20 protein-coding genes and 1 tRNA gene are annotated in these 23,358 nt (G+C 36.8%); 12 read left to right on the top strand and 9 right to left on the bottom strand.

The window, feature by feature from the left end; translation table 11 throughout:
- Window positions 1-98: 98 nt before the first annotated feature.
- Window positions 99-1,376: a sensor histidine kinase gene (locus ACZ5QH_RS03120; RefSeq protein ID WP_303576724.1), complete on the bottom strand. Its 1,278-nt coding sequence runs from the start codon at window positions 1,374-1,376 to the stop codon at window positions 99-101.
- 455 nt (window positions 1,377-1,831) lie between these two features.
- The gene (locus ACZ5QH_RS03115; RefSeq protein WP_303576723.1) at window positions 1,832-2,812 is read right to left on the bottom strand and encodes an aspartyl/asparaginyl beta-hydroxylase domain-containing protein; all 981 of its coding nucleotides are present in this window, start codon (window positions 2,810-2,812) and stop codon (window positions 1,832-1,834) included.
- A gap of 905 nt (window positions 2,813-3,717) precedes the next feature.
- On the opposite strand from ACZ5QH_RS03115, the gene ACZ5QH_RS03110 reads away from it, so the two are divergent.
- Window positions 3,718-3,840, top strand: coding sequence for a hypothetical protein (locus ACZ5QH_RS03110; protein ID WP_303576722.1), 123 nt, complete (start codon window positions 3,718-3,720; stop codon window positions 3,838-3,840).
- A 298-nt stretch (window positions 3,841-4,138) separates the two neighbouring features.
- Here the strand turns inward: ACZ5QH_RS03110 and ACZ5QH_RS03105 are convergent, their stop codons facing one another.
- The 3 genes from ACZ5QH_RS03105 to ACZ5QH_RS03095 form a co-directional block, all read right to left on the bottom strand.
- Complete coding sequence (locus ACZ5QH_RS03105; protein WP_303576721.1) at window positions 4,139-5,701, bottom strand: hypothetical protein; 1,563 nt, start codon at window positions 5,699-5,701, stop codon at window positions 4,139-4,141.
- A 158-nt stretch (window positions 5,702-5,859) separates the two neighbouring features.
- Complete coding sequence (locus ACZ5QH_RS03100; protein WP_303576720.1) at window positions 5,860-6,864, bottom strand: hypothetical protein; 1,005 nt, start codon at window positions 6,862-6,864, stop codon at window positions 5,860-5,862.
- 536 nt (window positions 6,865-7,400) lie between these two features.
- Window positions 7,401-7,487, bottom strand: a tRNA-Leu gene (locus ACZ5QH_RS03095).
- 184 nt (window positions 7,488-7,671) lie between these two features.
- On the opposite strand from ACZ5QH_RS03095, the gene queA reads away from it, so the two are divergent.
- From queA to secF, 11 genes are all read left to right on the top strand, one after another.
- Window positions 7,672-8,709, top strand: coding sequence for a tRNA preQ1(34) S-adenosylmethionine ribosyltransferase-isomerase QueA (queA, locus tag ACZ5QH_RS03090; protein ID WP_056514968.1), 1,038 nt, complete (start codon window positions 7,672-7,674; stop codon window positions 8,707-8,709).
- Window positions 8,710-8,855: 146 nt separating this feature from the next.
- A complete protein-coding gene (locus ACZ5QH_RS03085) occupies window positions 8,856-9,878 on the top strand; it encodes a hypothetical protein (RefSeq protein ID WP_303576719.1) in 1,023 nt (340 codons plus the stop codon).
- A gap of 88 nt (window positions 9,879-9,966) precedes the next feature.
- Window positions 9,967-10,992, top strand: coding sequence for a hypothetical protein (locus ACZ5QH_RS03080; protein WP_096733038.1), 1,026 nt, complete (start codon window positions 9,967-9,969; stop codon window positions 10,990-10,992).
- Between the two features lie 19 nt (window positions 10,993-11,011).
- Window positions 11,012-11,581, top strand: a complete 570-nt coding sequence (locus ACZ5QH_RS03075; RefSeq protein ID WP_004723147.1) for a LemA family protein — start codon at window positions 11,012-11,014, stop codon at window positions 11,579-11,581.
- A gap of 258 nt (window positions 11,582-11,839) precedes the next feature.
- Window positions 11,840-12,556, top strand: a complete 717-nt coding sequence (gene pnuC, locus ACZ5QH_RS03070) for a nicotinamide riboside transporter PnuC (protein ID WP_303576718.1) — start codon at window positions 11,840-11,842, stop codon at window positions 12,554-12,556.
- Window positions 12,557-12,567: 11 nt separating this feature from the next.
- Window positions 12,568-13,581 carry an AAA family ATPase gene (locus tag ACZ5QH_RS03065; protein WP_303576717.1) on the top strand — a complete coding sequence of 338 codons (1,014 nt, stop codon included), beginning with the start codon at window positions 12,568-12,570 and terminating at the stop codon, window positions 13,579-13,581.
- A 238-nt stretch (window positions 13,582-13,819) separates the two neighbouring features.
- The gene (locus tag ACZ5QH_RS03060; RefSeq protein ID WP_034609892.1) at window positions 13,820-14,236 is read left to right on the top strand and encodes a hypothetical protein; all 417 of its coding nucleotides are present in this window, start codon (window positions 13,820-13,822) and stop codon (window positions 14,234-14,236) included.
- Window positions 14,237-14,511: 275 nt separating this feature from the next.
- A complete protein-coding gene (tgt, locus tag ACZ5QH_RS03055) occupies window positions 14,512-15,642 on the top strand; it encodes a tRNA guanosine(34) transglycosylase Tgt (RefSeq protein ID WP_096733032.1) in 1,131 nt (376 codons plus the stop codon).
- A gap of 134 nt (window positions 15,643-15,776) precedes the next feature.
- The gene (yajC, locus tag ACZ5QH_RS03050) at window positions 15,777-16,106 is read left to right on the top strand and encodes a preprotein translocase subunit YajC (RefSeq protein WP_004723156.1); all 330 of its coding nucleotides are present in this window, start codon (window positions 15,777-15,779) and stop codon (window positions 16,104-16,106) included.
- A gap of 53 nt (window positions 16,107-16,159) precedes the next feature.
- Window positions 16,160-18,061 (top strand): protein translocase subunit SecD, encoded by a 1,902-nt coding sequence (gene secD, locus ACZ5QH_RS03045; protein WP_004723158.1) that lies wholly within the window; start codon window positions 16,160-16,162, stop codon window positions 18,059-18,061.
- Between the two features lie 10 nt (window positions 18,062-18,071).
- Entirely contained in the window at window positions 18,072-19,040 is a 969-nt protein-coding gene (gene secF / locus ACZ5QH_RS03040) for a protein translocase subunit SecF (RefSeq protein ID WP_004723159.1), read from the top strand.
- 182 nt (window positions 19,041-19,222) lie between these two features.
- Here the strand turns inward: secF and ACZ5QH_RS03035 are convergent, their stop codons facing one another.
- The 4 genes from ACZ5QH_RS03035 to ACZ5QH_RS03020 all read right to left on the bottom strand — a co-directional run bounded on the left by ACZ5QH_RS03035 (window position 19,223) and on the right by ACZ5QH_RS03020 (window position 22,974).
- Window positions 19,223-19,930: an XAC2610-related protein gene (locus tag ACZ5QH_RS03035; protein WP_209826890.1), complete on the bottom strand. Its 708-nt coding sequence runs from the start codon at window positions 19,928-19,930 to the stop codon at window positions 19,223-19,225.
- Between the two features lie 126 nt (window positions 19,931-20,056).
- A complete protein-coding gene (locus tag ACZ5QH_RS03030) occupies window positions 20,057-21,511 on the bottom strand; it encodes an NAD(P)(+) transhydrogenase (Re/Si-specific) subunit beta (protein WP_151801647.1) in 1,455 nt (484 codons plus the stop codon).
- Between the two features lie 3 nt (window positions 21,512-21,514).
- The gene (locus ACZ5QH_RS03025) at window positions 21,515-21,835 is read right to left on the bottom strand and encodes a proton-translocating transhydrogenase family protein (protein ID WP_004723166.1); all 321 of its coding nucleotides are present in this window, start codon (window positions 21,833-21,835) and stop codon (window positions 21,515-21,517) included.
- Window positions 21,836-21,846: 11 nt separating this feature from the next.
- On the bottom strand, window positions 21,847-22,974 hold the full coding sequence (locus tag ACZ5QH_RS03020) for a Re/Si-specific NAD(P)(+) transhydrogenase subunit alpha (protein WP_004723168.1): 1,128 nt from the start codon (window positions 22,972-22,974) through the stop codon (window positions 21,847-21,849).
- Between the last annotated feature and the right edge of the window lie 384 nt (window positions 22,975-23,358).

Below are 23,358 nucleotides of genomic sequence, written 5' to 3'. Positions count from 1 at the left end.
AGTTTGCTTTACATTTAGGGAGGTTTTTGTACTTTTCTTAAAAAACAAAGCTCAAAAAACCACCAGTCACAATCAAGCTAAATTATTCAAATATAGAATTATGAAATTTTTATTTTATCTTGCTTGATTTCAGGACAAACCAAAGTTTGATGGGTGTTTTTTGCAGCGGGTAACGCAACAATAAAAGTCGTTCCCTCACCTGTTTTAGAGCTTACAGAGATTTTTCCATGATTGAGATCCACAAATCGTTTACATAGAACCAGCCCTAAACCTGTTCCTCGTTCGCCAATGGTGCCTTTTATACTGGCTTTAATCTGTGGTTCAAACAGTTGTTCAATTTGCGACTGCGTCATTCCCAAACCAGTATCATGAATAATAATTTCTATATTTTTCCCTACGGGGTGCGCAACAATGGAAACTTTTCCAGAACCATCAGTACGGGTAAATTTTAAGGCATTTGAAACCAAGTTTTGAATTACCGAGGTCACCATATTCATATCTGCAAAAACGCTTAAATCCTCAGCAACATTTTCAATCAGTTGTATATTTTTATTGACTGCCAAAGGCTTAAGCACATCGTAAACGATCTTTGTGGTCTGTTTTAATTTAAAATTAATTGGGTGATAAACAAAGCGCCCACCTTCTGCCATCGCCCAATTGAGCAAGTTTTCAAGTAAGGAATAAGTCGATTGCAAGGTATCATGCAGATAGTCTGCAATATCCTGTATACCGTCATCACTCAATGTTTCTCGTTCGTTTGCTAAAACATCCGAAAAGCCAATTAACCCATGAAACGGCGCACGTAAATCATGTGCAATGACTTGGAAAAACTTGGTCTTACTAAAATTTAAAGCGCGTTCTTGTTCATATAACTCATAATAATCTTGAGATTCAGATTTACGCGCTAAAATCGTCACCAAACCTGAGCTAAGTTCTTCTAATAAAGCCTGCTGCTTAGTTGTAAATCTTGTATCTTTATCATCATAGAAATAAACATGTGCAATAGAATCATCATCTTCTAGCTTAAAGTCATAGCACAATAAGCGTTGGTGTTTTATTCCAATTTCAGCCATATATTGTGAGAATTTTTCATAATTTTTATGAGTTTCTGAAACGATGAGCTGATTGCCAAAATACGGCGATAAACTAAATTTATGCGGAACTGACGCAGCTTTGAAATCACCATTTTCATTTGCAACCCAAATATAAGGCTCATTATGAAAAGTAAAAAAAGCATTTTCGACATTGAGAACGGCACGCGCTACACGTAAATAGCGTTCAATTTTATTATTTGAGGTATAGACCCCTAAAATCAGCGATAGTCGACAAGCGCTGAGCTGTTCGGTCTGATGAGCTTCTAAGAATTCTAATTTCATGTTTACCTCATTTGCACTTTCAGTTAACACGTTAGTTATTTAAATCGCCCACTTTTAAATATCAATTTCTTCCAAATACATCAAAACTTAAGACAGAATGCAAAATACAGCCTTGGAAGAGTACTTACAAATGTTCACATAAAACAATATAACAGCAATACAACCAAATAAAAACAATGGGGTGAAAGTTTCGATAAATTTCACATTTTTTTCAACATAAGTAGTCAGTTACAGCTTTATATATTTTTATGATTTAAATAGAAAAAACGAAGTGTTTTATAAAGACCAATACTTTAAAACATGGTGATCAAATTCATGAATCAGATATCAACCTATTGGCGTCTATAGCCAAGCTTAGGGATGTAGAACTAGCAAAGATCAAAAGACAAAATAGTAAAATTCGGCATCAACCAGAGCAAGGATATCCCTTAAATGAGTGAGAAAATACGTTATTTTTAATTCATTAAAAAGAGCATTTCAAATAAATAAACCACACCATACAAGAGCATAAAAATCAGAGATAGCAGCGTTAAATTTAAAATGAATTTGAGTATTTTATACGTCTTGAAATGCTTTTCACGGAATTGTATTGAATACTGTCTAAATGGCGCAAAAAATTTAAAAATCGCACTATACACCCCTCTTTTATCTTCAGGCGTGTTTGGAACAACGGTACCTTTAACAAGAATACGATAAGCACTGTTAAAAATTCGTCCGAATATATTCATCGGGCGATCAACATCACACATCAGAATTAAACGCGCTGAATTTGCTGTGTTATATGCAAAATGAGGATAGGTTTCATCAAAGACAAAATCTTTACCATCAAACCAAGTACGGGTTTGCCCATCAATATTAATTTGGCAATTTTCAGAGTTAGGCGTCAGCAAACCGAGATGATATCTAAAACTACTACCGATAGGATCTGCGTGTAAGCTCAGTTCAGAACCCGCTGGTAACAGTGAAAACATGGCACCGCGAATAGCAGGGACTTGATTAAGTAATGCCAATGTCTTGGGACATAATCTTTGCGCAGAAACATGCGTAGTTCCGTACCATTTTAAGTAAAATTTACTCCAACCACGTTTGTAAAAAGTGCGAAAACCAACATCATAATAACCGTCTGCTCCAGGTGTCTTGATCACTTCAAACACACCTGATGACTCTAATGCTATAGCTTCATCTCTAATAATTGTCCAATTGGCTCTAAGCACTTCAATATTTTCCAAAAAATCAGCATCTAATATTGGCTTTTTTGCAAAGCTGCGTGTCGTCATATAAAGAACACAATTAAATGGTGCAAATATAGGCCAGCTTTTTCTTAAATATTGTGAGAGTGAGTCATAACGTGCTTTTCCTCGCCAACGGTATACATAAGTCATGGCTGCTATCGAATACACGATTAAACCAATGATGATCATAATACTTAAATTCATTATAATTTTACTCCGATTATGATTTCTGTATCTCCATGGTGTGTCCTTGATTTTCCTTAAATAAAACCAATCTTCTTTACTGGATAAGCCGCACTGAGATCATTTAGTTATTTTTCAAAATAGCGGGAAAAATAAAATATTTTCAAATTATTTAAAATACTTTTAACTATAGCTAATTAATTTTCCTATAGGCAAGAAATATGTACACCTTTGGTTAAGTTTTAAATGATTGAAATTAAAAATATTAACTGTCGTTGTTAAGTGATCAGGTGCTATTTATCGCATACTGATATTTATTATAAAAATGCGTCATTAAAGAGGGATCGGTGGAACACTAGAAATTACGTAATTTTAATTAAACATCGAAACCATGGTGTAGAAAGGTAGTCAAAAAATCGTTTACTTATTTTTTAAGGCTGGTACAGCTAAATCCGCTTTAGGTCAAAATTTGTCATCAATTACAGTGACTAGAAGTGATGGCGATCAATTCCGATATTATGAGCAAAATCGGTCATCGGATTACACCAATATTTCTGTAAACGATCAAGATATAGACAAACAAAACGTCAGCGAGTGACCTCCGGTAATACAGAAAAAAGTAGTAGGGCAATGAGCCACTATCCAAGACAAAGGTTATTAAAGGGACTTTTGCCAACAAAAAAGATGCTCTACATGCTACAGATTCAAAATGAATGAGATAAAGCGGAAAATGGCTAAATTCATCATCAATCTTGCTTATGGCATACCTGAAACCACTACAGAGTCACCTGTAAAACTGGAGGGTTTTAAAATTAAATTGATCGATTGAAATGGATCGTTGAAAAAGCCACTTATACATACAGCAAATCCAACGGATTAATTACGTAGTTAGAACTTGAATCAAATTTGAATTGAGGTAAATCAATATGAAAGTGACTATAAAAATAGGTGATAGTTTTGCCTTACCCATTCAATTTTATGACACTGCTTCGCGTGAAGGATTAAGCATTGCAGATGATATGCACATTACTGCAGAAATTGTTAATTAAATAGCTCAGAACATTGCAACTCCAACTATTCTAAAATTAGACTAGGGAATTAAAGCAGATACGATTCTGTTAGAAGTGCCTTCAGCTACAACAAAATTGTGGAAAGTCTTTACCACACAACTAAATATTAAATTGCAAATATATAAAACGATAGTCGTATGAACATGCTATTGATTACTTCATTCAAGAAGCACAACAGTACAGACTAAAGATTACATCAACTAACACTAATTAATAAAAGCCCAATTTTATAATTGGGTTTTTATATGACATTAACTTATATTTAATTATCTAAATCTTAACCATCTTTTCCAGACTTATCAGTCTGCTCCAATGTTGTAGGTGCTAGTGTAGCCTTCAAACTCTTGACTAAATCCGTTGTTACTTTTGTCTGCTCAATTAGACTTTTTACCATATCGCTATCAGGTTGCAGAGCCTTTTCAGTTTCGTATAGGTTTTTACCAAAATATTTATCAGCAAGTTTAGTCTTCAATTCCCTAATTTCTTTACTATCCCAACCATTGGTATAACTTGCTAATGCGATCAACTCTCCTTCAGTTTGCTTCGCCTGATTAGCAATACGTCTATGTTTTTCTCCCTCTTTAGCTAAATAAAAACCAAAAACAAAGAAAGTGATAATAAAAGGAATTTTTCCTAAAATTTTATCTGTATTAATTAAATTTTTTACGATGTAATGGTTTTCAGGAAATAAGAATAAAGCAATCAAACAAATCAATGCTATAAATGATAGGACTCCAAAAACCAATAATGTAGTAAATCTAAACCACGCAGCTATTAATATCTCTTTATTGTATAAGTCCGCATACACTTTAACAGCAGCAGTATTTTTTACGTCTTCAGAATACTGTAATACTGCATTTTTTTCATTTTCTAGTTGTGAGACATATTTTTTAGCCGATGATAATTCATGACGAATATCATTTTTTACTTTTTCCATTAAAGAAAAGCTTTCATTAAGAGATGACTCATACCCATCTATAACCATGCTTTCTAGTTTTTTAAAATTATCTACCGCTTGAATCTTACTTGTTAATTCTCGAGACAGTTTATTTACTTCTTTAGATTCCTGGTATTTATATGTAGTTTCCCAAAAAAGATCGTTATTCCATCGGTCTCTGGAACCCACAAAACTCAAAGAATTTAAAACATCATAAAATGCTTCTATTAACTCCACACTATCACTACTAGCTCTATCACTAAAAATTCCAAAAAAAGTTTCTGTTTTTTTAGAAAAATTATTCAAATATTCCAAAGGTAAAATAATAAAAAACTTATATTTATCTCTATTTTTAAAAAAACTATTAATCGCCTTAATATTATTTAATGTTATAGCTACTTCCTGATTATCACTACCATCCTCCGTTTCAACAAACAGTTCTTCCAACTTTAAAAGGTTATTTTCAATCTTTATAAGTGGTTCTATTTTTTCATAATACTTACCATATTCAGCAAGCTTTTCACCAACATCTCCTCTTATTATAGATTCCAACTCATCCACAATATTATCTAACACCAACTCACTATCAAAATCGAAGAGAAAATTATTTCCTTCAAGTTCCACATAATAATCATCCAGAATCCTCCTAATTTCTAATATTTTCGATATTACCAAACTTTCAGTTTCATGATTTATAAATCTTTTGGTTAATTTTAAGCATTTATCAATCTCATATATTTTATCATTTATAACGTTTTCTAAATTAAGACTGGACCTAATTTCATCTTTAAATTTCTCATTTTTTAGATTTTCAATATTTTTAGAAACAAGCCTTAATTCTCTAAACAATTTTGTAAATTCTGAGCCTTCGTTACCAGTCCCTACATCAATTTCATGAGCCATTATTATTAATACCTTCTACATTCACGGTTATATCAGGTCATTTTGACCTAATCACTAAAATATTAATCAACCAATTGTACCAAAAGGAAAATTTAATTCTTTCTCAATTCATTAAAAAGCTACCCTTTAGAGAACTCTAAACTTTACAAGTTTCAACATTACTGTGGCTGTGTAGAACCACCTTTAGCCTTCAACATTTCTGCACTTGCCTTAATCAATTCAGTACTAGAGTAAACTTGATTTTGCATCAAATCCCCAATTTTATCATTTTGAGTTTGATCTAATTCTTTACCAAAGTATTTTAGAGCCAACTCTTTTATTAATTCATATTTATCTTCTTCTTTTAAAGACCTTACATGAATTGGAAAAGCATTAATTTCCACATGAGTTTGATATGCTTGCTCATGCAGTTTTTTTGCATGAGATGCTCTTCTTAAAAATAAAGTACATAAAGTAATTGTAATAGAAAGTATTAGAACCTTTATCGTTATAAAGAAAACCCAATAATTCAGTTCAGTAGTAAAAAATGCATTCAATGAATTAATTTTAATTGAAGTTAAAAAGGTAATAGTTACAGCTATAATTAATGTACCAAAAAAATAAAAATTATTTTGTCCAAATTCATCTTTATATTTATTATGTAAATCTAAATATATAGAGCTTGTTTCTCTTTGTTCCAGTGCCAAACGAACCGACTCGAAGTCTTTTACTTTTTCTTTTACATCCTCAATTGCTGGCTGCAATTCATTTCTAATAAGGTTGTTCGCATTCTGTAGTGAAATTATTGAAAGTCTAATATTCTCAAACCCAACAATAAAACTTTTAATCTTTTCCAAAATATTTAATGATTTATCACTATTATCATAAATTATTATACTTCTCAAAGAGTTTAAGTCATTTAATAGAATTTCTGCAAAATCATTGTTTACAAACAACTCAATATTATTTTTTACTATTGATTCATATTCAGGAATTTTTACCACCAAAAAGCTCTTTAAAATATCTGAAATAGTTCTTTTAAGAGGATCATCCAAAAGCTTTATATCTTCTGCTGTTCCCACTACTGCATCTATGTATTTATTTAGATGGAATTTGATTTCTTCAAATTGTTGTAAAATTTTTACACCATTGTCATTACTAATAATGTCTGAATTATTTTCCATGATTAACCTTTATACTTGCTCCCATGCATCGACTCAAAATGCCCCGATCCATTAGCTCACTATGAGCCAAAACATTGTATCAAAAAGAAACTTTCTATATACAAATAGAATTAAGTATTAGAAATATAAAAAATACTCCTGAAAGTCATTTTGCAATTATTACGTGAAATTGTAATTGAGAAAAAGACCAGTTTTATTATCAAAAATCACTTCAATGGCTTTTTTTGCCAGCTATTTTATAGTTAATCATGTTTAAATTAGACTGGGTATATTCATCAGCAATTATAATTTTTTAATTTATGACCTCTTTGCTGCATCACCTGAAAACTGGTCTTGTTTTTCCACCCATCTTCAGCACACCACTTTTTATAAACATATGCAGATCAACTGTGCATTTTAAAATCTTGGTGGAAAGATGTGAGACAGCATGCCCTGACACACCAAATCAGATATTCAAACCATATCTCTCTGAAACAACAAAACCCCAAACTCTATATAAAGCTTGGGGTTTTGGAGAATATTACTATTCTATATTCTGGTCCCGAGGGTCGGACTCGAACCGACACGTCATCGCTGACAGTGGATTTTGAGTCCACCGCGTCTACCAATTTCACCACCTCGGGAGAGGTTGTGTGCGTATAATAGCGCGTTTCATTTTCTTGTCAACGACAAGTTTTCACATTTGTTTAATTTTAAGGCAGATCTGGTTTTTTTGGATTATAAAACATCAATTTCAGCCATTAATTTGAAAAACGACTATACTAGCGGCAGTTTTTAAATCCCAAATGTCAGTTTTTCTTCCTCATGATGCAACTCTCCGATTTTAATTTCGAACTTCCCGACGAACTCATTGCGCGCTACCCACTTGAAACACGTAGCGCTTCTCGCCTTTTACATCTCAATGCAGATGGTTCATACCAAGATCTTCACTTCACCGATGTTTTTGATTTATTCAATGAAGGTGATTTATTGGTACTCAATGATACCAAAGTAATGAAAGCACGCTTAAAAGGTAAACGCGCCTCTGGTGGTGCTATTGAAGTTTTGGTTGAACGTATTTTTGATCAGACCATTGCACATTGTCATATCAAAGCCAGCAATTCACCTAAAGCAGGTGCTGAGTTATTTATTGGCAAAGATGAAGTCAAGGTGACGGTAACAGGTCGTCATGAAAACTTATTTGTGGTGGAGTTTTCACAGCCTATTTTGCAAGTTTTAGATTTATATGGACAATTGCCTATACCGCCTTACTTTAACCGTGAAGCAGAAGCCATTGACACAGAACGTTATCAAACCGTGTTTAACGATCCAACCAAATTGGCCAGCGTAGCAGCACCGACAGCAAGTTTGCACTTTGACCAAGCCCTATTAGAAAAATTAGAGCAAAAAGGCGTAAATAAAGCTTTTGTAACCTTGCATGTGGGTGCTGGAACATTCTTACCAGTACGCACAGATCAGATCGAAAATCACATCATGCACAGTGAATGGTGTGATGTGCCTGAAGCAACTGCAAAATTGATTCAAGAAACCAAAGCACGTGGCAACAAAGTAATTGCCGTCGGAACGACAGCAACACGTGCCTTAGAAAGTGCAGCGCAAGCGTCTGGTGGAAAAATTGCCGCATGGACAGGCGATACACAAATCTTTATCTATCCAGGGTATCAGTTCTGTGTGGTTGATCGCTTGATCACCAACTTTCATTTACCAGAATCTACCTTGTTAATGTTGGTATCTGCATTATCCAACCGTGACAATATTATGAATGCATATCAACATGCTGTTGCAAGCAAATATCGCTTCTTTAGTTATGGCGATGCAATGTTGATTGAAAACGCAAATGGTTAGATTCAACTAAGCGCAATGTATTTAAAAATTATTGCTTAGTCAGCATACCAATATGCAAAGTGTGGTTTAAACACCACACTTTGCATTCAAAATCATTTTTTCGTTACAATCAGGCATCTAAGCACTTGCTACAATAATGAATAAAGATGAATGATTTACTCACAAAAATTCAAAATGCCTTTAGTCAACAACACGCCAACAATGGCAAGACTCAGCACAATATCCATGCGATCAATCAGTTACTCTCATCAAATCAAGATTTTGAACAGATCATTGCAAGCTTAAAGAATTGGCAAGATGATCCGAGTCTATCTATTCAAAATTATACGTTTTGGCTTTTTATCGCGATCGCGATTGGCGTATTTGTACTGGCTATTTTTACCCACCCGATACTCTTACTGGTTGCGGGTGCGAGTGTGGCTTTTGCTTTCTATAAGCGCACTTCGACAAAAGCCCTCAATCAATTGGTTGAAGATGCTCATCAAAAGAACCTAGAAGCGAAATATCAAATCCGCTTCTATCCCAATGCCTTCGATGAAAATATTGAGTCTCCTTATAATTTCCCGTTATTTGGATTAGGGGATCATGAAAATACGATTGGTCATTGCATTTATGGCGCTTGGCAGGTCAACGGCATCAACTATCCATATATGCTGTTTAATTATCATTATGTGGATGAAGTCGAAACGCGTGATTCAGAAGGCAAAAAAAAGACTGAATATCGTCATTATGATTTATGGGGGATCATTCTAGAAAACTTCCCTGCTCAAGGTATCAGTATTTCATCTAAACAAAATCGAGCCTGCCGTCTTGGCGTAAAATGGTCGAGTGGGGATATTCGTTTCGACAATCAGTACCAATTAAGTGGTACAAATGAAATGCAACTTGCCAAATTTTTCACACCAAATCATGTATTAATGCTTGATCAAGCCATGGCTTATTTTAAAGGTGATTTTTATGTTCAAGCTCAGCGCCCTTCTTTGTGCTGGCTATTTAAAACGGATATTACCAAAGCGCAAATGCAAGTCGATAAAGTTCAAACTGTCTATGATTTGGCTGCACAACTTGAAAGTATGAACATGCCTGATTATGAGCAGCTTAAAGATTCACTGATCACGATTCTACAAGAAGTCCAGCCTCATTACGGGACAAATAAAGTTGAAAAATAAATAATTTACTTTGTCGATACAATAATTTATCGCATACTGATCAATCTGGAATTCGAACTTTAATAGACTTCAATCATGATTATTTGCCATGCCTATAGAAACCGTTGAGCGATTACTTCACCTACGCACAAGAAAAAATAAACATGTGATGCGTAATATCGCTCGGCTTTGGGAAATTGGACAACAGGCTCAATCTGCACAAGATATTTTAGATGGCTTACATCCGTGGGGAGAATGTAGAGAATTATTTTTTCATAATCTCATCCCCAGACTGCTGTTTATGATTGGGGTACTGACTGCAATTTTTGGTTGGCTGATTCATCACTATATTCCCTACCCACTGAGTCTATTAGCAGCCTTGTTATGCTGTTTTGCTGCTTATTTAATTTATGAGCAAAGCGATCCAATTGATGAAGTCATCAATTTTTTAGAACAGCGCATGATGTTTCTCCGCTACGAATTAGATTTTAATAAAACCCCAAGTCATATCTCCACAACAAGCAATAGCTTTTTGGTCATGAGCAAGTTAAAACAAAGTTTTCCGTTGTTTTCGCAAGGCAATGTGTTGAATGAGATTGAACAATTTGCATCCACCAAATGGTTTGATGGTGAACAAGAACATCATGTGATGTTATTTCAGTATCATTATGTCGATGAGTTTTCACTGCCCAATACCCAGGGTGAAAAACAGATAATTAAGGAAACTCATAAAAACCAATGGGGTGCTTTTATTTTTCAATTACCCGCCCTCGGCTTTGCCGCCAGTAATAAACATCATGAATTTATTCCGCCCTATACCCAAATATGGAAAACTGCGGATATTCTGGTCAGTCAAAATTTATATATTTTTGGCTATGATCAACATCAACTTGCCCGTACCATTAGTCCAAGTATCACCTTAAAATTAAGTGATTTTTTTCAACACTATTCAGGTGATATTGTTTATCATTTTGAAGAAAATATGCTGTGCTATATGGGAGATCAAGATCTCTTTCGCATTCGTCGTAAAAAACAAAAGCTTCAGGATATTTCAGCACTTCGTGGACATTTAAGAACATTAACCATGCCTGAATATGAAAAATTTAAACAGTGCATGCTAAACTTGATTTCATAAATCAAAAGGAATAATCAAAATGGGTTTAATCATATTTATTGGGATTTTTATTGTTCTGATCGTTTGGGGTATTCTGGTCAGAAATAACATTGTGCGTTATTTCAATGCGACACAACGCGCATGGGCTGAAGTTGCCAACTTTGAACGCCAGAAAGTAAAAACACTGGAAACTTTAGAGCAAACTTTGGCGCAATATACACAATTTGAAAAATCAACTTTAGAAAAAGTGACCGAGTTACGTCAGCAAATTTTGAATCTAAACTTGAACAATACTGATGTTTCTCAACTGCAACATGTTGAAAAACTCAATCAAGATTTAATGAAAAGTTTAAATGTGGTGGTTGAAAATTATCCTGAACTCAAAGCGGATACTTTGTATGCAAAAATGATGGATGATATTCAAGAACAAAATGAAAATGTCGGTGCAGCAATCACTATCTTTAACCGTAATGTTGAAGAATTTAATAACACCATCGAAATTTTTCCAAACAATATGATCAATACCATTACTTTGGCAAAGAAAACAATTCGTCCATTTTCCGACAATGTGGTCACTCAGAATTTTGATTACAAGCCTAATTTTAACTAAGCTTTACTCTATATTATTAGAAAAACCCATCCTTCCCAAAGAAATATTGGGAAGGTTCTTTGATCAATTACTTGAATAAATACGTAAAAAATAAATAATCACAATGGATTTATCAACAAGCTTGGTAAAAAAAACAATGGTCAACAATCCAGTCCTTGCATGCGATTAAACTAAAATTTCAAATCGTCTGTAGGATTTAAATCGGATATAAATTACCAGCAAATAACACCAACAGCATTACTTAGAATTACCAACCCTATGTTGAAAATCTTTTCCACCCCTCCCTTTCGCTTTCTTTTCAAAAACTGGAATGTATTTGAGATTATTTGGCTTTTTAGTTTTATTTTCATCGGCTGTATCATTACCTTAGTTCAACAAGATACATGGTTTAATTTCGTGGTATTACTCAGCGGAATTCTCTGTGTGGTTTTGGCAGCGAAAGGGAATATTCTCAATTATAGTTTTGGTTTATTCAATAGCTGTGCTTATGCATGGATTTGCTATAACAACGGGCTTTATGGCGAAATGGGACTGAATCTCTTGTTCTTCGTCCCAACTGCTTTGATCGGCATGTTACTTTGGCAGCAACATACCAAAGAAAAACAATTACAACAGGCCTATACCCTTCGGCAGGCGTATTTGATTTTGATCATCCTAAGCAATATAGGTTGTATTGCGATACTCGGTTATCTGCTTGCCCAAATTCCCACTCAAAACACGCCTTATATAGATGCAACCACCAATATTCTTGCAATCACAGCAACGATTTTGATGCTACTGCGTTTTAAAGAGCAATGGTGGTTTTATATTACTTTAAATATCTTCAGTATTTTAATGTGGGCGATCCGAACCCTTGATGGGAGTGGTGATGGTGCAATGATGTTATTGATGTGGTCGGCTTTTCTGATCAATGCCATCTATGGCTACTATAACTGGAACAAACTTGCACAAAACTATTCAAACTCATCCTATTGAATTTAAAAACTATGAAAAAAATCGGACTGACACTCGGTAAATATGCACCCTTACATGCAGGTCATATGCATGTATTTGAAACAGCATTACAAGAGGTAGATGAGCTGTATGTATTGATCTATCAAAGTTCAATTACAACTATCCCCTTAAACATTCGCGCCCAATGGATCAGAGATTTATTTCCTCAAATTCATGTGATTGAGGCATGGGATGGGCCTGAGGGTTATTCCAATGATCGGGCTTTTGAAATAGAACAAGAAAATTACATCATTCAAAAGCTCAATGGCATGAAAATTTCGCATTTTTATAGTAGTGAATTTTATGGTGAGCATGTCAGCACTGCACTCAATGCAATTGATCGTAGAGTGGATGAGTCACGTCTACAAGTGCCGATCTCCGCTACAATGATTCGAGCAAATGCCTTTCAAAATCGGAAATTTATTCCCAACTGTGTCTATGCAGATTTGATTAGCAAAGTCGTCTTTGTCGGTGCAATGTCTACAGGCAAGTCGACTCTGGTTGAAGCGCTTGCGAAAAAGTATGCAACAACTTTTGCCCCAGAATATGGGCGTGAATATTGGGAAACTCACCAAGTTGATCGTCGTATCGGTTTTGAAGATTTCAATATTATTGCAGATCGTCATATCGCCTATGAAGATCAGGTCACTTTAGATGCAAACCGTTATTTATTTGTAGATACCAACGCGATAACCACAGCGATGTTTTGTATGGATTATCATGGACGATTACCTGAGCACCTCAAACAACTTGCTCTCGAAAATGCACAGCGCTATGACTTATTTTTCTTGTGTGAAGATGATATTGCTTATGACGACACTTGGGATCGTAGCGGCCCCCAAAAAAGAGCTATTTTTCATCAGCAAATTATTGCGGATCTCAAACAACGTCGGATTCCATACATCGCTTTAACAGGAAGTTTAGAACAACGGATTGCCAAGGTTGAACAAGTGCTAAATCAGTTTGATAAATTCAACAATTTTTTTGGATCAGCTTTAAAGCCATGATCAGGAATCGATTGTGGCGATTGAGTATATTTGACTCGAAACATATCGCCTAAATCACCATGTGGAAATTTGAATAAAAATTCAGCCATAATCCTGTTTGTTTTCAATATAAAAAATGACATTTCGATCATTTTCTGATATTTTCAAACCGCTAAAAAATGACTATTTTTAGAACAAAACGATCAACTTAAAATGATCAACTTAATAAAAAGACAATCTAAAGATTGGAGTAAATCAAATGTTAAAAAAATTATTCATGATGTTATGTCTGTGTTTTCTCTGGCAAGCCCCTGCTCAAGCGAAAGGCCTGTTAGTTTTCAATACAGGCGATGAAATGTTTAAGGTTGGCCCATTTCCACAAGAGGTGTTAAGTCAATATGAAGATCTTAAAAGTTTAAATGCAGGGTATAAATGTAGTCACTTTGGGATCTTATGGGCAGATGTCAAAACATGGGACTGCACCTTAGTCGGCATGACTGATGCAGAACCAGATACGTTTTATGAATTACCTGATGATGTCATTTCAACCTTAAGTAAAAACCCTGAATACCAAGAAAATAAAATGCAACGTAATTTTTGGAATCATTATGGAATATTCATCATGATTCTGGGAATTATCGCCTTGATCATTATCGGTCGTAAGGCAAAAGACTAATTTTCTATCTTGTCCAAATCTAAGCTCAAAAGCGAACCACTATTCGCTTTTGAGCTGCATAAAAATAATACCTTGATATTCAAACAATAATTATTCAACGATAAAAAAATGATTCTCCTATCAACCTATTGATGTTCAAGGCGCTAAATCAATAATTTTAAATTTAACATTATGAAAAACAACATGACTGGTATTCGACCATAAAATCAGGGAAAATAGCCCCCTTTTGCAATTATCAATCAGCGAACTGTTTTTTCGCCAGATTTAGGTTATTTATGAAGTTTGAAAAATTAGGTCAGTCGGGGCGTGCTCGTCGTGGTCGTTTAACTTTAGAACATGGTGTGATTGAAACACCTGTGTTCATGCCTGTGGGAACTTATGGCACAGTTAAAGGCATGTTGCCACGCGATATCGAAGACATCAAAGCACAAATTATTTTAGGTAATACCTTCCATCTTTACTTACGTCCTGGACTAGATGTTATCCGTGAACACGGCGGTTTGCATGAGTTTATGAAATGGGGCAAACCGATTCTTACTGATTCAGGCGGCTTCCAAGTCTTCAGTCTGGGTGCTATGCGTAAAATCAAAGAGGAAGGGGTTACTTTCCGCTCACCTATTGATGGTTCAAAAGTCTTTTTATCTCCTGAAATTTCAATGGATATTCAACATACATTGAACTCAGATATTGTGATGATTTTTGATGAATGTACGCCATATCCAGCAACCCATGAAGAAGCACAGAAATCGCTTCAACTGTCATTACGTTGGGCAAAGCGTTGTAAAACTCAACATCACGATGTTTTAAAAAATAGAAACGCATTGTTTGGAATCATTCAAGGCGGAATGTATGAAGACCTTCGTGAAGAGTCTTTAAACGGTCTTAAAGAAATTGATTTTGATGGCTTTGCGATTGGTGGTTTATCTGTCGGTGAACCAAAAGAAGAAATGATCAAAGTTTTGGATTATCTGCCTGTAAAAATGCCAGAAGATAAACCACGTTATTTGATGGGTGTGGGTAAACCAGAAGATATCGTTGAAGCAATTCGTCGCGGTGTTGATATGTTCGACTGCGTCATGCCAACTCGAAATGCACGTAATGGTCATTATTTTGTTACCGATGGTTTGGTTCGAATTCGTAACAGCCAATATCGTCATGATCAAAGTCCACTGGATCCACATTGCGACTGTTATACCTGTACCAACTTCACCCGTGCTTATTTATTCCATTTAGAAAAATGCGGTGAAATGCTCGGTTCAATGTTGGGCACGATCCATAATTTACGTTATTACCAACGTTTTACCCAAGATATTCGTGATGCTTTAGATCAGGGAACTTTTGATGAATACGTGACTGATTTCTATCAACGTCGCGGTTTAGAAGTTCCTCCTTGTCCTGCTGACTAATGCCCCAATATAAAGTTGAATTGAAGATTAATTCAACAGTATTTGCGCTGAAACCCAAGACAAGGTAAATTGCTGAACAAGTCAATTTAAAAGCCATGAAAATGGCAGATAATTTTTAACATTAGGAAATTAGAATGAGCTTATTTATTTCTTCTGCTCACGCTGCAGCAGCGCCTGCACAAGGCCCAGGCATGATGGCAAACATATTGATGATTGTAGTATTTGTTGCAATCTTTTATTTTCTCATCTGGCGTCCTCAAGCAAAACGTGCAAAAGAACACCGTACTTTAATCGAAAGCTTAGGTGTTGGCAGTGAAATTGTTTTTGCAGGCGGCTTAATGGGTCGTATCCTAAAAATTGATGGCGACTTTGCAGTGGTTGAATTAAGCAAAGGAAATGAAGTCAAAGTTCAACGTGCAAGTGTTATTTCAGTACTCCCTGAAGGCACATTAAATAACCTTTAATCATAAAACGGTCGTGCACTTAGCACGACTTTTTCATTTTAAGAAGAAAGCGAATGCGTTACCCTGCATGGAAATATATATTGATTCTAGTGGTACTAGTGATCAGTACATTATATGCGCTGCCGAGTTTGTATCCTGACGAACCTGCTGTTCAAATTTCTGGTGCCAAGGCTGGTACCACAATTGATCAGTCTGTCATACAAAAAGCAGAGCAAATTTTAAAAAGTGAAAATATTAGCAGTCATGATAATACCTTCACCAACAATGCTGCCCTTCTGCGTTTAAATACGTCTGAAGCACAGTTAAAAGCAAAAGATGTCCTCAGCAAAGGTTTGGGTGAGAACTATACCGTTGCATTAAACCTTGCACCAACCACACCTGAGTGGTTGCAAAAAATTGGCGCTAAGCCAATGAAGCTTGGTTTGGACTTACGTGGTGGTGTTCATTTCTTACTTGAAGTAGATATGGACAAAGCTATTGCACAACGTATGGAAACCTCAGCAACAGACTTACGTCGTGAGTTTCGTGACAATAAGATTAAATTTAATAGTCTTTCATTGAACAACAATACCATTACGATTCAGTTTGCAAATAATGATGACCGTGCAGCGGTAATGGACTTTTTACGTCGTGATGGGAATAAGTTCAATCAACAAGCTTTAGCAACGGATACAGGTTCTACGCTTAAGTTGACTTATAACGATGCGACCAAGCAAGATATTCAATCTTATGCACTTAACCAAAACTTAACCACTTTACGTAACCGTATTAATGAGTTAGGTGTGGCTGAAGCATTGGTACAAAGCCAAGGTAGCAACCGTATTGTGGTTGAATTGCCTGGTGTACAAGATACTGCCGAAGCTAAACGTGTCTTGGGGCGTACTGCAAACCTTGAATTCCGTTTAGTGTCTGATTTAAATGATCAATATATTGACCGTTTCACAGGTAAATATAATGGTCAACCTTTACCGCCAGGTACTGAAGTTTTTGCTTACGAATCTTTGGACAGTGGTCGTGAACTATTATTAAATCGCAGCCGTATCCTTACGGGTGAACGTGTACAAAATGCATCAAGTGGTTTTAGCCAAGATAGTGGTGGCGCTGAAGTAAATATTACTTTAGATACTGCTGGTGGTAAGTTGATGTCAGATGCAACCCGTACTGCTGTTGGCAAACGTATGGCGGTTTTGTTTATTGAAAATAAACAAAAAATCACCTCTGTTGCTGATCCAGTTACAGGTGCAATGACAGAAGTTCGTACCCCATATACTGAATCTGTGGTAATCAATGCTGCAAATATTCAAGCGGTTTTAGGTTCATCTTTCCGTATTACCGGTTTAGATTCTCCTCAAGAAGCGGCTGAACTTGCATTGATGTTACGTGCTGGTGCTTTAGCTGCACCAATGTACTTTGTAGAAGAACGTGTTGTTGGTCCAAGTTTGGGACAAGAGAACATCGACAAAGGCGTATTATCAACGCAAGTTGGCTTCCTGCTTGTTGCAATCTGGATGATCGTGTTCTTCCGTCTATTTGGTTTAATTGCTGATGTAGCATTAGTGATTAACTTAGCAATGCTTCTCACCATTATGTCTTGGATCGGGGCTTCACTGACCTTACCAGGTATTGCCGGTATCGTAATCACCATTGGTATGGCGGTGGATGCCAACGTACTGATCTGTGAGCGAATACGAGAAGAAATGCGCTGGGGGGCCTCGCCCAAACAGGCCATTATTGCCGGTTATGATCGAGCCTATAACACCATTCTCGACTCAAACTTAACCACATTCTTGGTTGCATTTATTCTGTTTGCTATTGGTACAGGTCCGATCAAAGGCTTCGCTGTAACGCTGATGATTGGTATTATTTGCTCAATGTTTACTGCAATTACAGTAACACGTGCAATTGTCCAATTGGTATATGGCAGAAAACGTAACTTGAATAAGTTGAGCATATAGGAGATCGAAGATGACTGATGTGACTCAACCGAAAAAGAAATATGGTCGCCCAGATGATGAGCATGTAATTAATTTCATGAAGATTGCCAAACCAGCGGCAATCATCTCAATCCTTTTGACCATTGCAAGTATCTTCTTTATTGCAACCAAAGGCTTAAATCTTGGTTTAGATTTTACTGGTGGTGTTTCTGCAGAATTGAACTATCAATATGCAGCAAAACCAGCAGACGTGATTTCGAATTTGGATAAAGCCGGCTTTAAAGATGCAGTTGTACAAACATTAGGTTCAAACAAAGACTTAATTGTACGTATGCCTGCGCAAGACCTTAAAGTTGAAGACTTAAGCAATACCATCACCAAAGCGGTTCAACTGCCGAATAACACTGCTGTTGTTCACAAAGTTGACTCTGTCGGTGGTCAAGTCGGTAATGAGCTATATTTACGCTCTGCAGGTGCTGTAGCGCTTGCAATGCTGCTTATGCTGATCTACGTGACCATTCGCTTCGAGTTTAAACTTGCAGTTGGTGCAGTGCTTTCATTACTGCACGATGTGATCGTAACGATTGGTATTTTTGCAATGATGCAATGGCCATTTGACCTTACTGTTTTAGCGGCTATTCTTGCCTTAATCGGCTTCTCGTTAAACGATAACATTGTTGTATCGGATCGTATTCGTGAAAACTTCCGTAAGATTCGTGGCGCAACACCGTTAGAAATTGTGAATATTGCGTTAACTGAAACCTTAAAACGTACCATTCATACCTCGATGACATTATTGCTGGTTGTACTTGCAATGATGTTCTTGGGTGGTGATGGCTTACACTGGTTCTCAGTTGCCATGTTTATTGGTGTATTTGTGGGTACTTATTCTTCAATCTATATTGGTACTGCATTTGCATTGTGGCGTGGTCTTAACCGTCAAGACTTTATCGTACAAGTTAAACCTGAATTCGAAGATGAAGAGCATATTCCTCACTAAGTTTCAGTTTTAATTAAAAAAGCTCATCTTTGGATGGGCTTTTTTATGTTTAAAAATTTAACGCCACAACGTAAAGAAATCGTTCTATTCATAAGACCTCACTCTGCCCTACAATTCAGCATCTGTTGATTTACATCATATAGCGATATCAATACAGAATAGGTATACGAGGTAAATTGTGACTACTGAGCATAATATTTTGCAGTTGGATAATACTTGGTCTTTTCCTTCCATTTTCCATTGACCAGATTGCGATCTGTGACTTCAACTTGATCACCTTTGGGTGAAGTAGCATCCTCAATAAACTCTCGAACCAGCAATAAACCTTTTCTAGGTACAACTTGATACTCAGAACGAATATGGTAGCAACAGCCACTTTTATTAAAGGTGATAATGCGTTTGCGCTTTTTGTCTAGCTCGAACATACCTAAATTTTCTTGAGTAAGTGCAGAGAGTTCCTGACTTAAAACAAATTTATTCTTGCTTTGATTAAATACATAAATGTCATACACAGGACCGCCATAAGAACCATAATTGCCGTTTCTAATCGCGAGGTCTTCTGTTCCATCGAAGTTAAAATCATCAAAAATCAAAGGACTTTGTTCGCCATAAAGCTGTATAACATTAACACTCGGTTTAAACTTTTCATCCAAATACATGGTCAGTTCATCAGAGTGAAATGCTTGAAATACCGCTTTACTGCCCTTTTTAAATAGCTTTACTTCGGCCTTAGCCCCACATTCATCTTTTTCACATGCAATATCAATTACGGCATCATAGTGTTTCGAGCCATCTTGAATTTCAAAAACTTGTGCATGCGTTATAGACAAGGAAAATGCCAGATAGATGCCTAAGCTGTTACAGATTATTTTAAATGGTTGATTCATCATTTTTTATTCAGTCGGTTTTTATCAAAATCATAACATCAAACAGTGAATAATAAAAAACCGCCCGAAGGCGGTTAGGCTCCCTCCTTTATCAAAGGAGGCTTGGGGTGGATTTAATCCGATAGCGGCTTAGTGCCCACCACCATTGATTGCTTTTGTCATCTCTTCAACAACTTTCTTAGCATCACCAAAGATCATCATGGTTTTGTCATTGTAGAATAAGTCATTGTCTAAACCTGCATAACCTGTTGCCATAGAGCGCTTGATTACCATAATGGTACGTGCTTTATGTGCTTCAAGAATCGGCATGCCATAAATTGGTGAGCTTGGATCATCTTTAGCCGCTGGGTTAACAACGTCATTCGCACCAATCACCAATACAACATCAGTCGCCGGGAAATCAGAGTTGATCTCGTCCATTTCCAAGATGTCTTCATATGCAACATCAGCTTCCGCCAACAATACATTCATATGACCAGGCATACGACCTGCAACTGGATGGATTGCAAAACGAACCGTTACACCTTGCTCTTTTAAGATTTCACACAATTCTTTCACTGCGTTTTGTGCACGACCTTGCGCCATACCATAACCCGGTACAATCACAACGCTGTCCGCATTCGACATCAAGAAGCCCGCATCATCCGCAGAACCAGAACGGTAATTACGTTGAACTTGCTCACCTTTATCAACCGATGCTACAGCCGTACCACCCATCGCACCACCAAACAATACATTGATGATTGAACGGTTCATTGCTTTACACATGATGTAAGACAGAATTGCACCTGATGAACCCACCAGTGAACCCGCAACAATCAGCATGTTGTTTTCAAGTGTGAAACCAATACCAGCCGCAGCCCAACCAGAGAATGAGTTCAGTAGTGAAACCACCACTGGCATATCACCACCACCGACTGGTGCAATCCAAACCCAACCAAATGCCAATGCCAATGCAGTCATTGCCCAGAATGCTTGCATGTTGCCTGTGGTAAAGAAGTATACACCACACGCCAGCATAGCCAGGAAAATGATCGCTTGAACGGGTTTAACCCAAGCACCTGAAATGGTTTTTGCCCATTTCTTTGCAGCTAACTTACCATAAGCAAATACAGATGCAGTAAAGGTAATCGCACCAACGAAGCAACCGACGAATAATTCAAATAAATGAACTTTACTCATATGCGCATGCTGTACACCAGCAGCGGTTAAAGCAGATTCGTTTTGTGCAAACAAAGCAGTCAGTTGGTTATTATGTAAAATTGCAGCAATTGCAATTAATACCGCAGCCAAACCAACAAGTGAGTGCATCAATGCCACTGTTTCTGGCATTTGGGTCATTGGAACTGTACGTGCACGCGCAATACCGACAATTGCACCCAACACCATTGCACCACCAATCATCCATACAACAGGATGATCTGCGACAAAGAATGTGGTGATTACCGCAATCGCCATGGCAATCATACCGTAACGGTTACCAGCAATCGCAGTTTTAGGACCTGAAAGACCACGTAAGGTTAATATGAAAAGGACCGCACCTACAAGGTAGAACCAATCCGCATATTCTCGAATAAATTCCATAGATTAGCCCTCTTTTTTCTTTTGTTTTGGCTTAAACATTTCAAGCATACGTGCAGTCACTGCGAAGCCACCAAAAATGTTAATACTTGCCAAGAACACTGCAATTGCACCAAGTACACTAACAACATTCACGGACTGGAATTGTACACTTGCATCTACAACACCAGGAATTCCAACTGTTTGTATCATCGCACCCACAACGATAATTGAGGACAATGCATTGGTTACTGCCATTAACGGCGTATGCAATGCAGGTGTTACACCCCAAACCACGTAGTAACCAACAAAGATGGCTAAGACGAAAATAGTAATAGTTTCAACCATGATGACTCTCCTTAACCACGCTTCAGCAGTACTTGACCGCCATGAGTTACTAGAAGTGCTTTTTGAATTTCGTCTTGTTGATTGATGGCAAAGTTTTTTTCTTGATCAAACAAAGTTTCTACGAAATTGAAAACATTACGTGCATACAGTGCCGAAGCTTCTGTCGATACTGTAGAAGGAATATTTGGAATGCCTAAAATCGTCACGCCATTGTCAGTGACAACATTTTCACCATTCTTAGAACCTTCAACATTGCCGCCTGATTCAACCGCCATATCTAGGATGATTGAACCCGGTTTCATTTTGGCAACAGTTTCAGCTTTGATTAAGCGAGGTGCATCACGACCTGGCAACAACGCAGTGGTAATCACGATGTCTGCATTTGACACGGCTTTATCTACGATGATGGCTTGGTCTTGAATATATTGTTCGCCTGGCATCCAGCCATAACCATTTTTAGCGGCATCGGCAGCTTTTTGTTTTTCTTCATCAGACATCGGTACATCTAACCACTTACCACCAAGCGATTCGACTTGGTCACGTGCAGTTGGACGTAAATCTGTTGCTTCAACAACTGCGCCTAAGCGTTTTGCAGTTGCAATGGCTTGAAGACCTGCGACACCCACACCCATAATCACGATACGAGCGGGTTTCACAGTACCTGCAGCAGTCATCAGCATTGGGAACATGCGTTGATATTCCGCAGCGGCCAATAACACTGACTTATAACCTGCAAGGTTGGCTTGAGAAGACAATACATCCATATTTTGCGCACGAGACAGTGTTCGTGGCAAAAGCTCTAACGCAAATGCAGACACTTGTTGTGACGCAAATTGGTCAAGTTCAGTATTACGGTATGGGTCAAACATTGCTACCACAGCTGTTCCAGCGGCAAGCTTTTGAATTTCCTCACCTTGTGGTGCACGAACTTTCAAAATAATTTGACTACCTGTATAGGCATCATCTGTAATTTTAGCGCCGACTTGTTCATAAGCACTGTCAATATAAGCCGCTTTTTTACCAGCGCCTCGTTCAATGACAATACTATGACCAGCACTAATCAACTTTTTTACTGTCTCTGGCGTAGCGGCTACGCGGTTTTCACCGACGACAGATTCTTTTGGGATTCCAATCTGCATGAGCGTTCCTCAAGCTAATTTTTCTTCAAGTAAACATCGTAAATAACCCGATGTTTCCCCCAGATGCGTTGTTATGAATTTTTGGATTCTAATTGAACTTTTTTAAAATACCACCCAATATTTATTTAATAAATACCCATATTTTGAACTGATGATTCATAAATATAATTGTGCGACATACCCTATATTCAATTTATTGTATTTTTCTCGTATTATCCTGCTCAGTTTTTTTGACATATCCTGTCTCCAATTTTTAAAAACGATGTTTTTTTAAGCTTATTAGCATATTTTAGGCTGCTCGCCCTACCCTACTGATTGGCATTTACAGCAGTATGATTCACTTTTAAGCATTCCAGCTTGCTGTTTAAATACTCCATAAAACAA

This window comes from Acinetobacter sp. Ac8, from assembly GCF_055392545.1.
This window is presented reverse-complemented; position numbering and strand designations above follow the sequence as displayed.

Bases quoted from the DNA above. Each gene is read 5' to 3' on its own strand.
- ACZ5QH_RS03120 (WP_303576724.1), bottom strand. From the start codon at position 1,376: ATGAAATTAGAATTCTTAGAAGCTCATCAGACCGAACAGCTCAGCGCT.
- ACZ5QH_RS03115 (WP_303576723.1), bottom strand. From the start codon at position 2,812: ATGAATTTAAGTATTATGATCATCATTGGTTTAATCGTGTATTCGATA.
- ACZ5QH_RS03110 (WP_303576722.1), top strand. From the start codon at position 3,718: ATGAAAGTGACTATAAAAATAGGTGATAGTTTTGCCTTACCCATTCAA.
- ACZ5QH_RS03105 (WP_303576721.1), bottom strand. From the start codon at position 5,701: ATGGCTCATGAAATTGATGTAGGGACTGGTAACGAAGGCTCAGAATTT.
- ACZ5QH_RS03100 (WP_303576720.1), bottom strand. From the start codon at position 6,864: ATGGAAAATAATTCAGACATTATTAGTAATGACAATGGTGTAAAAATT.
- queA (WP_056514968.1), top strand. From the start codon at position 7,672: ATGCAACTCTCCGATTTTAATTTCGAACTTCCCGACGAACTCATTGCG.
- ACZ5QH_RS03085 (WP_303576719.1), top strand. From the start codon at position 8,856: ATGAATGATTTACTCACAAAAATTCAAAATGCCTTTAGTCAACAACAC.
- ACZ5QH_RS03080 (WP_096733038.1), top strand. From the start codon at position 9,967: ATGCCTATAGAAACCGTTGAGCGATTACTTCACCTACGCACAAGAAAA.
- ACZ5QH_RS03075 (WP_004723147.1), top strand. From the start codon at position 11,012: ATGGGTTTAATCATATTTATTGGGATTTTTATTGTTCTGATCGTTTGG.
- pnuC (WP_303576718.1), top strand. From the start codon at position 11,840: ATGTTGAAAATCTTTTCCACCCCTCCCTTTCGCTTTCTTTTCAAAAAC.
- ACZ5QH_RS03065 (WP_303576717.1), top strand. From the start codon at position 12,568: ATGAAAAAAATCGGACTGACACTCGGTAAATATGCACCCTTACATGCA.
- ACZ5QH_RS03060 (WP_034609892.1), top strand. From the start codon at position 13,820: ATGTTAAAAAAATTATTCATGATGTTATGTCTGTGTTTTCTCTGGCAA.
- tgt (WP_096733032.1), top strand. From the start codon at position 14,512: ATGAAGTTTGAAAAATTAGGTCAGTCGGGGCGTGCTCGTCGTGGTCGT.
- yajC (WP_004723156.1), top strand. From the start codon at position 15,777: ATGAGCTTATTTATTTCTTCTGCTCACGCTGCAGCAGCGCCTGCACAA.
- secD (WP_004723158.1), top strand. From the start codon at position 16,160: ATGCGTTACCCTGCATGGAAATATATATTGATTCTAGTGGTACTAGTG.
- secF (WP_004723159.1), top strand. From the start codon at position 18,072: ATGACTGATGTGACTCAACCGAAAAAGAAATATGGTCGCCCAGATGAT.
- ACZ5QH_RS03035 (WP_209826890.1), bottom strand. From the start codon at position 19,930: ATGATGAATCAACCATTTAAAATAATCTGTAACAGCTTAGGCATCTAT.
- ACZ5QH_RS03030 (WP_151801647.1), bottom strand. From the start codon at position 21,511: ATGGAATTTATTCGAGAATATGCGGATTGGTTCTACCTTGTAGGTGCG.
- ACZ5QH_RS03025 (WP_004723166.1), bottom strand. From the start codon at position 21,835: ATGGTTGAAACTATTACTATTTTCGTCTTAGCCATCTTTGTTGGTTAC.
- ACZ5QH_RS03020 (WP_004723168.1), bottom strand. From the start codon at position 22,974: ATGCAGATTGGAATCCCAAAAGAATCTGTCGTCGGTGAAAACCGCGTA.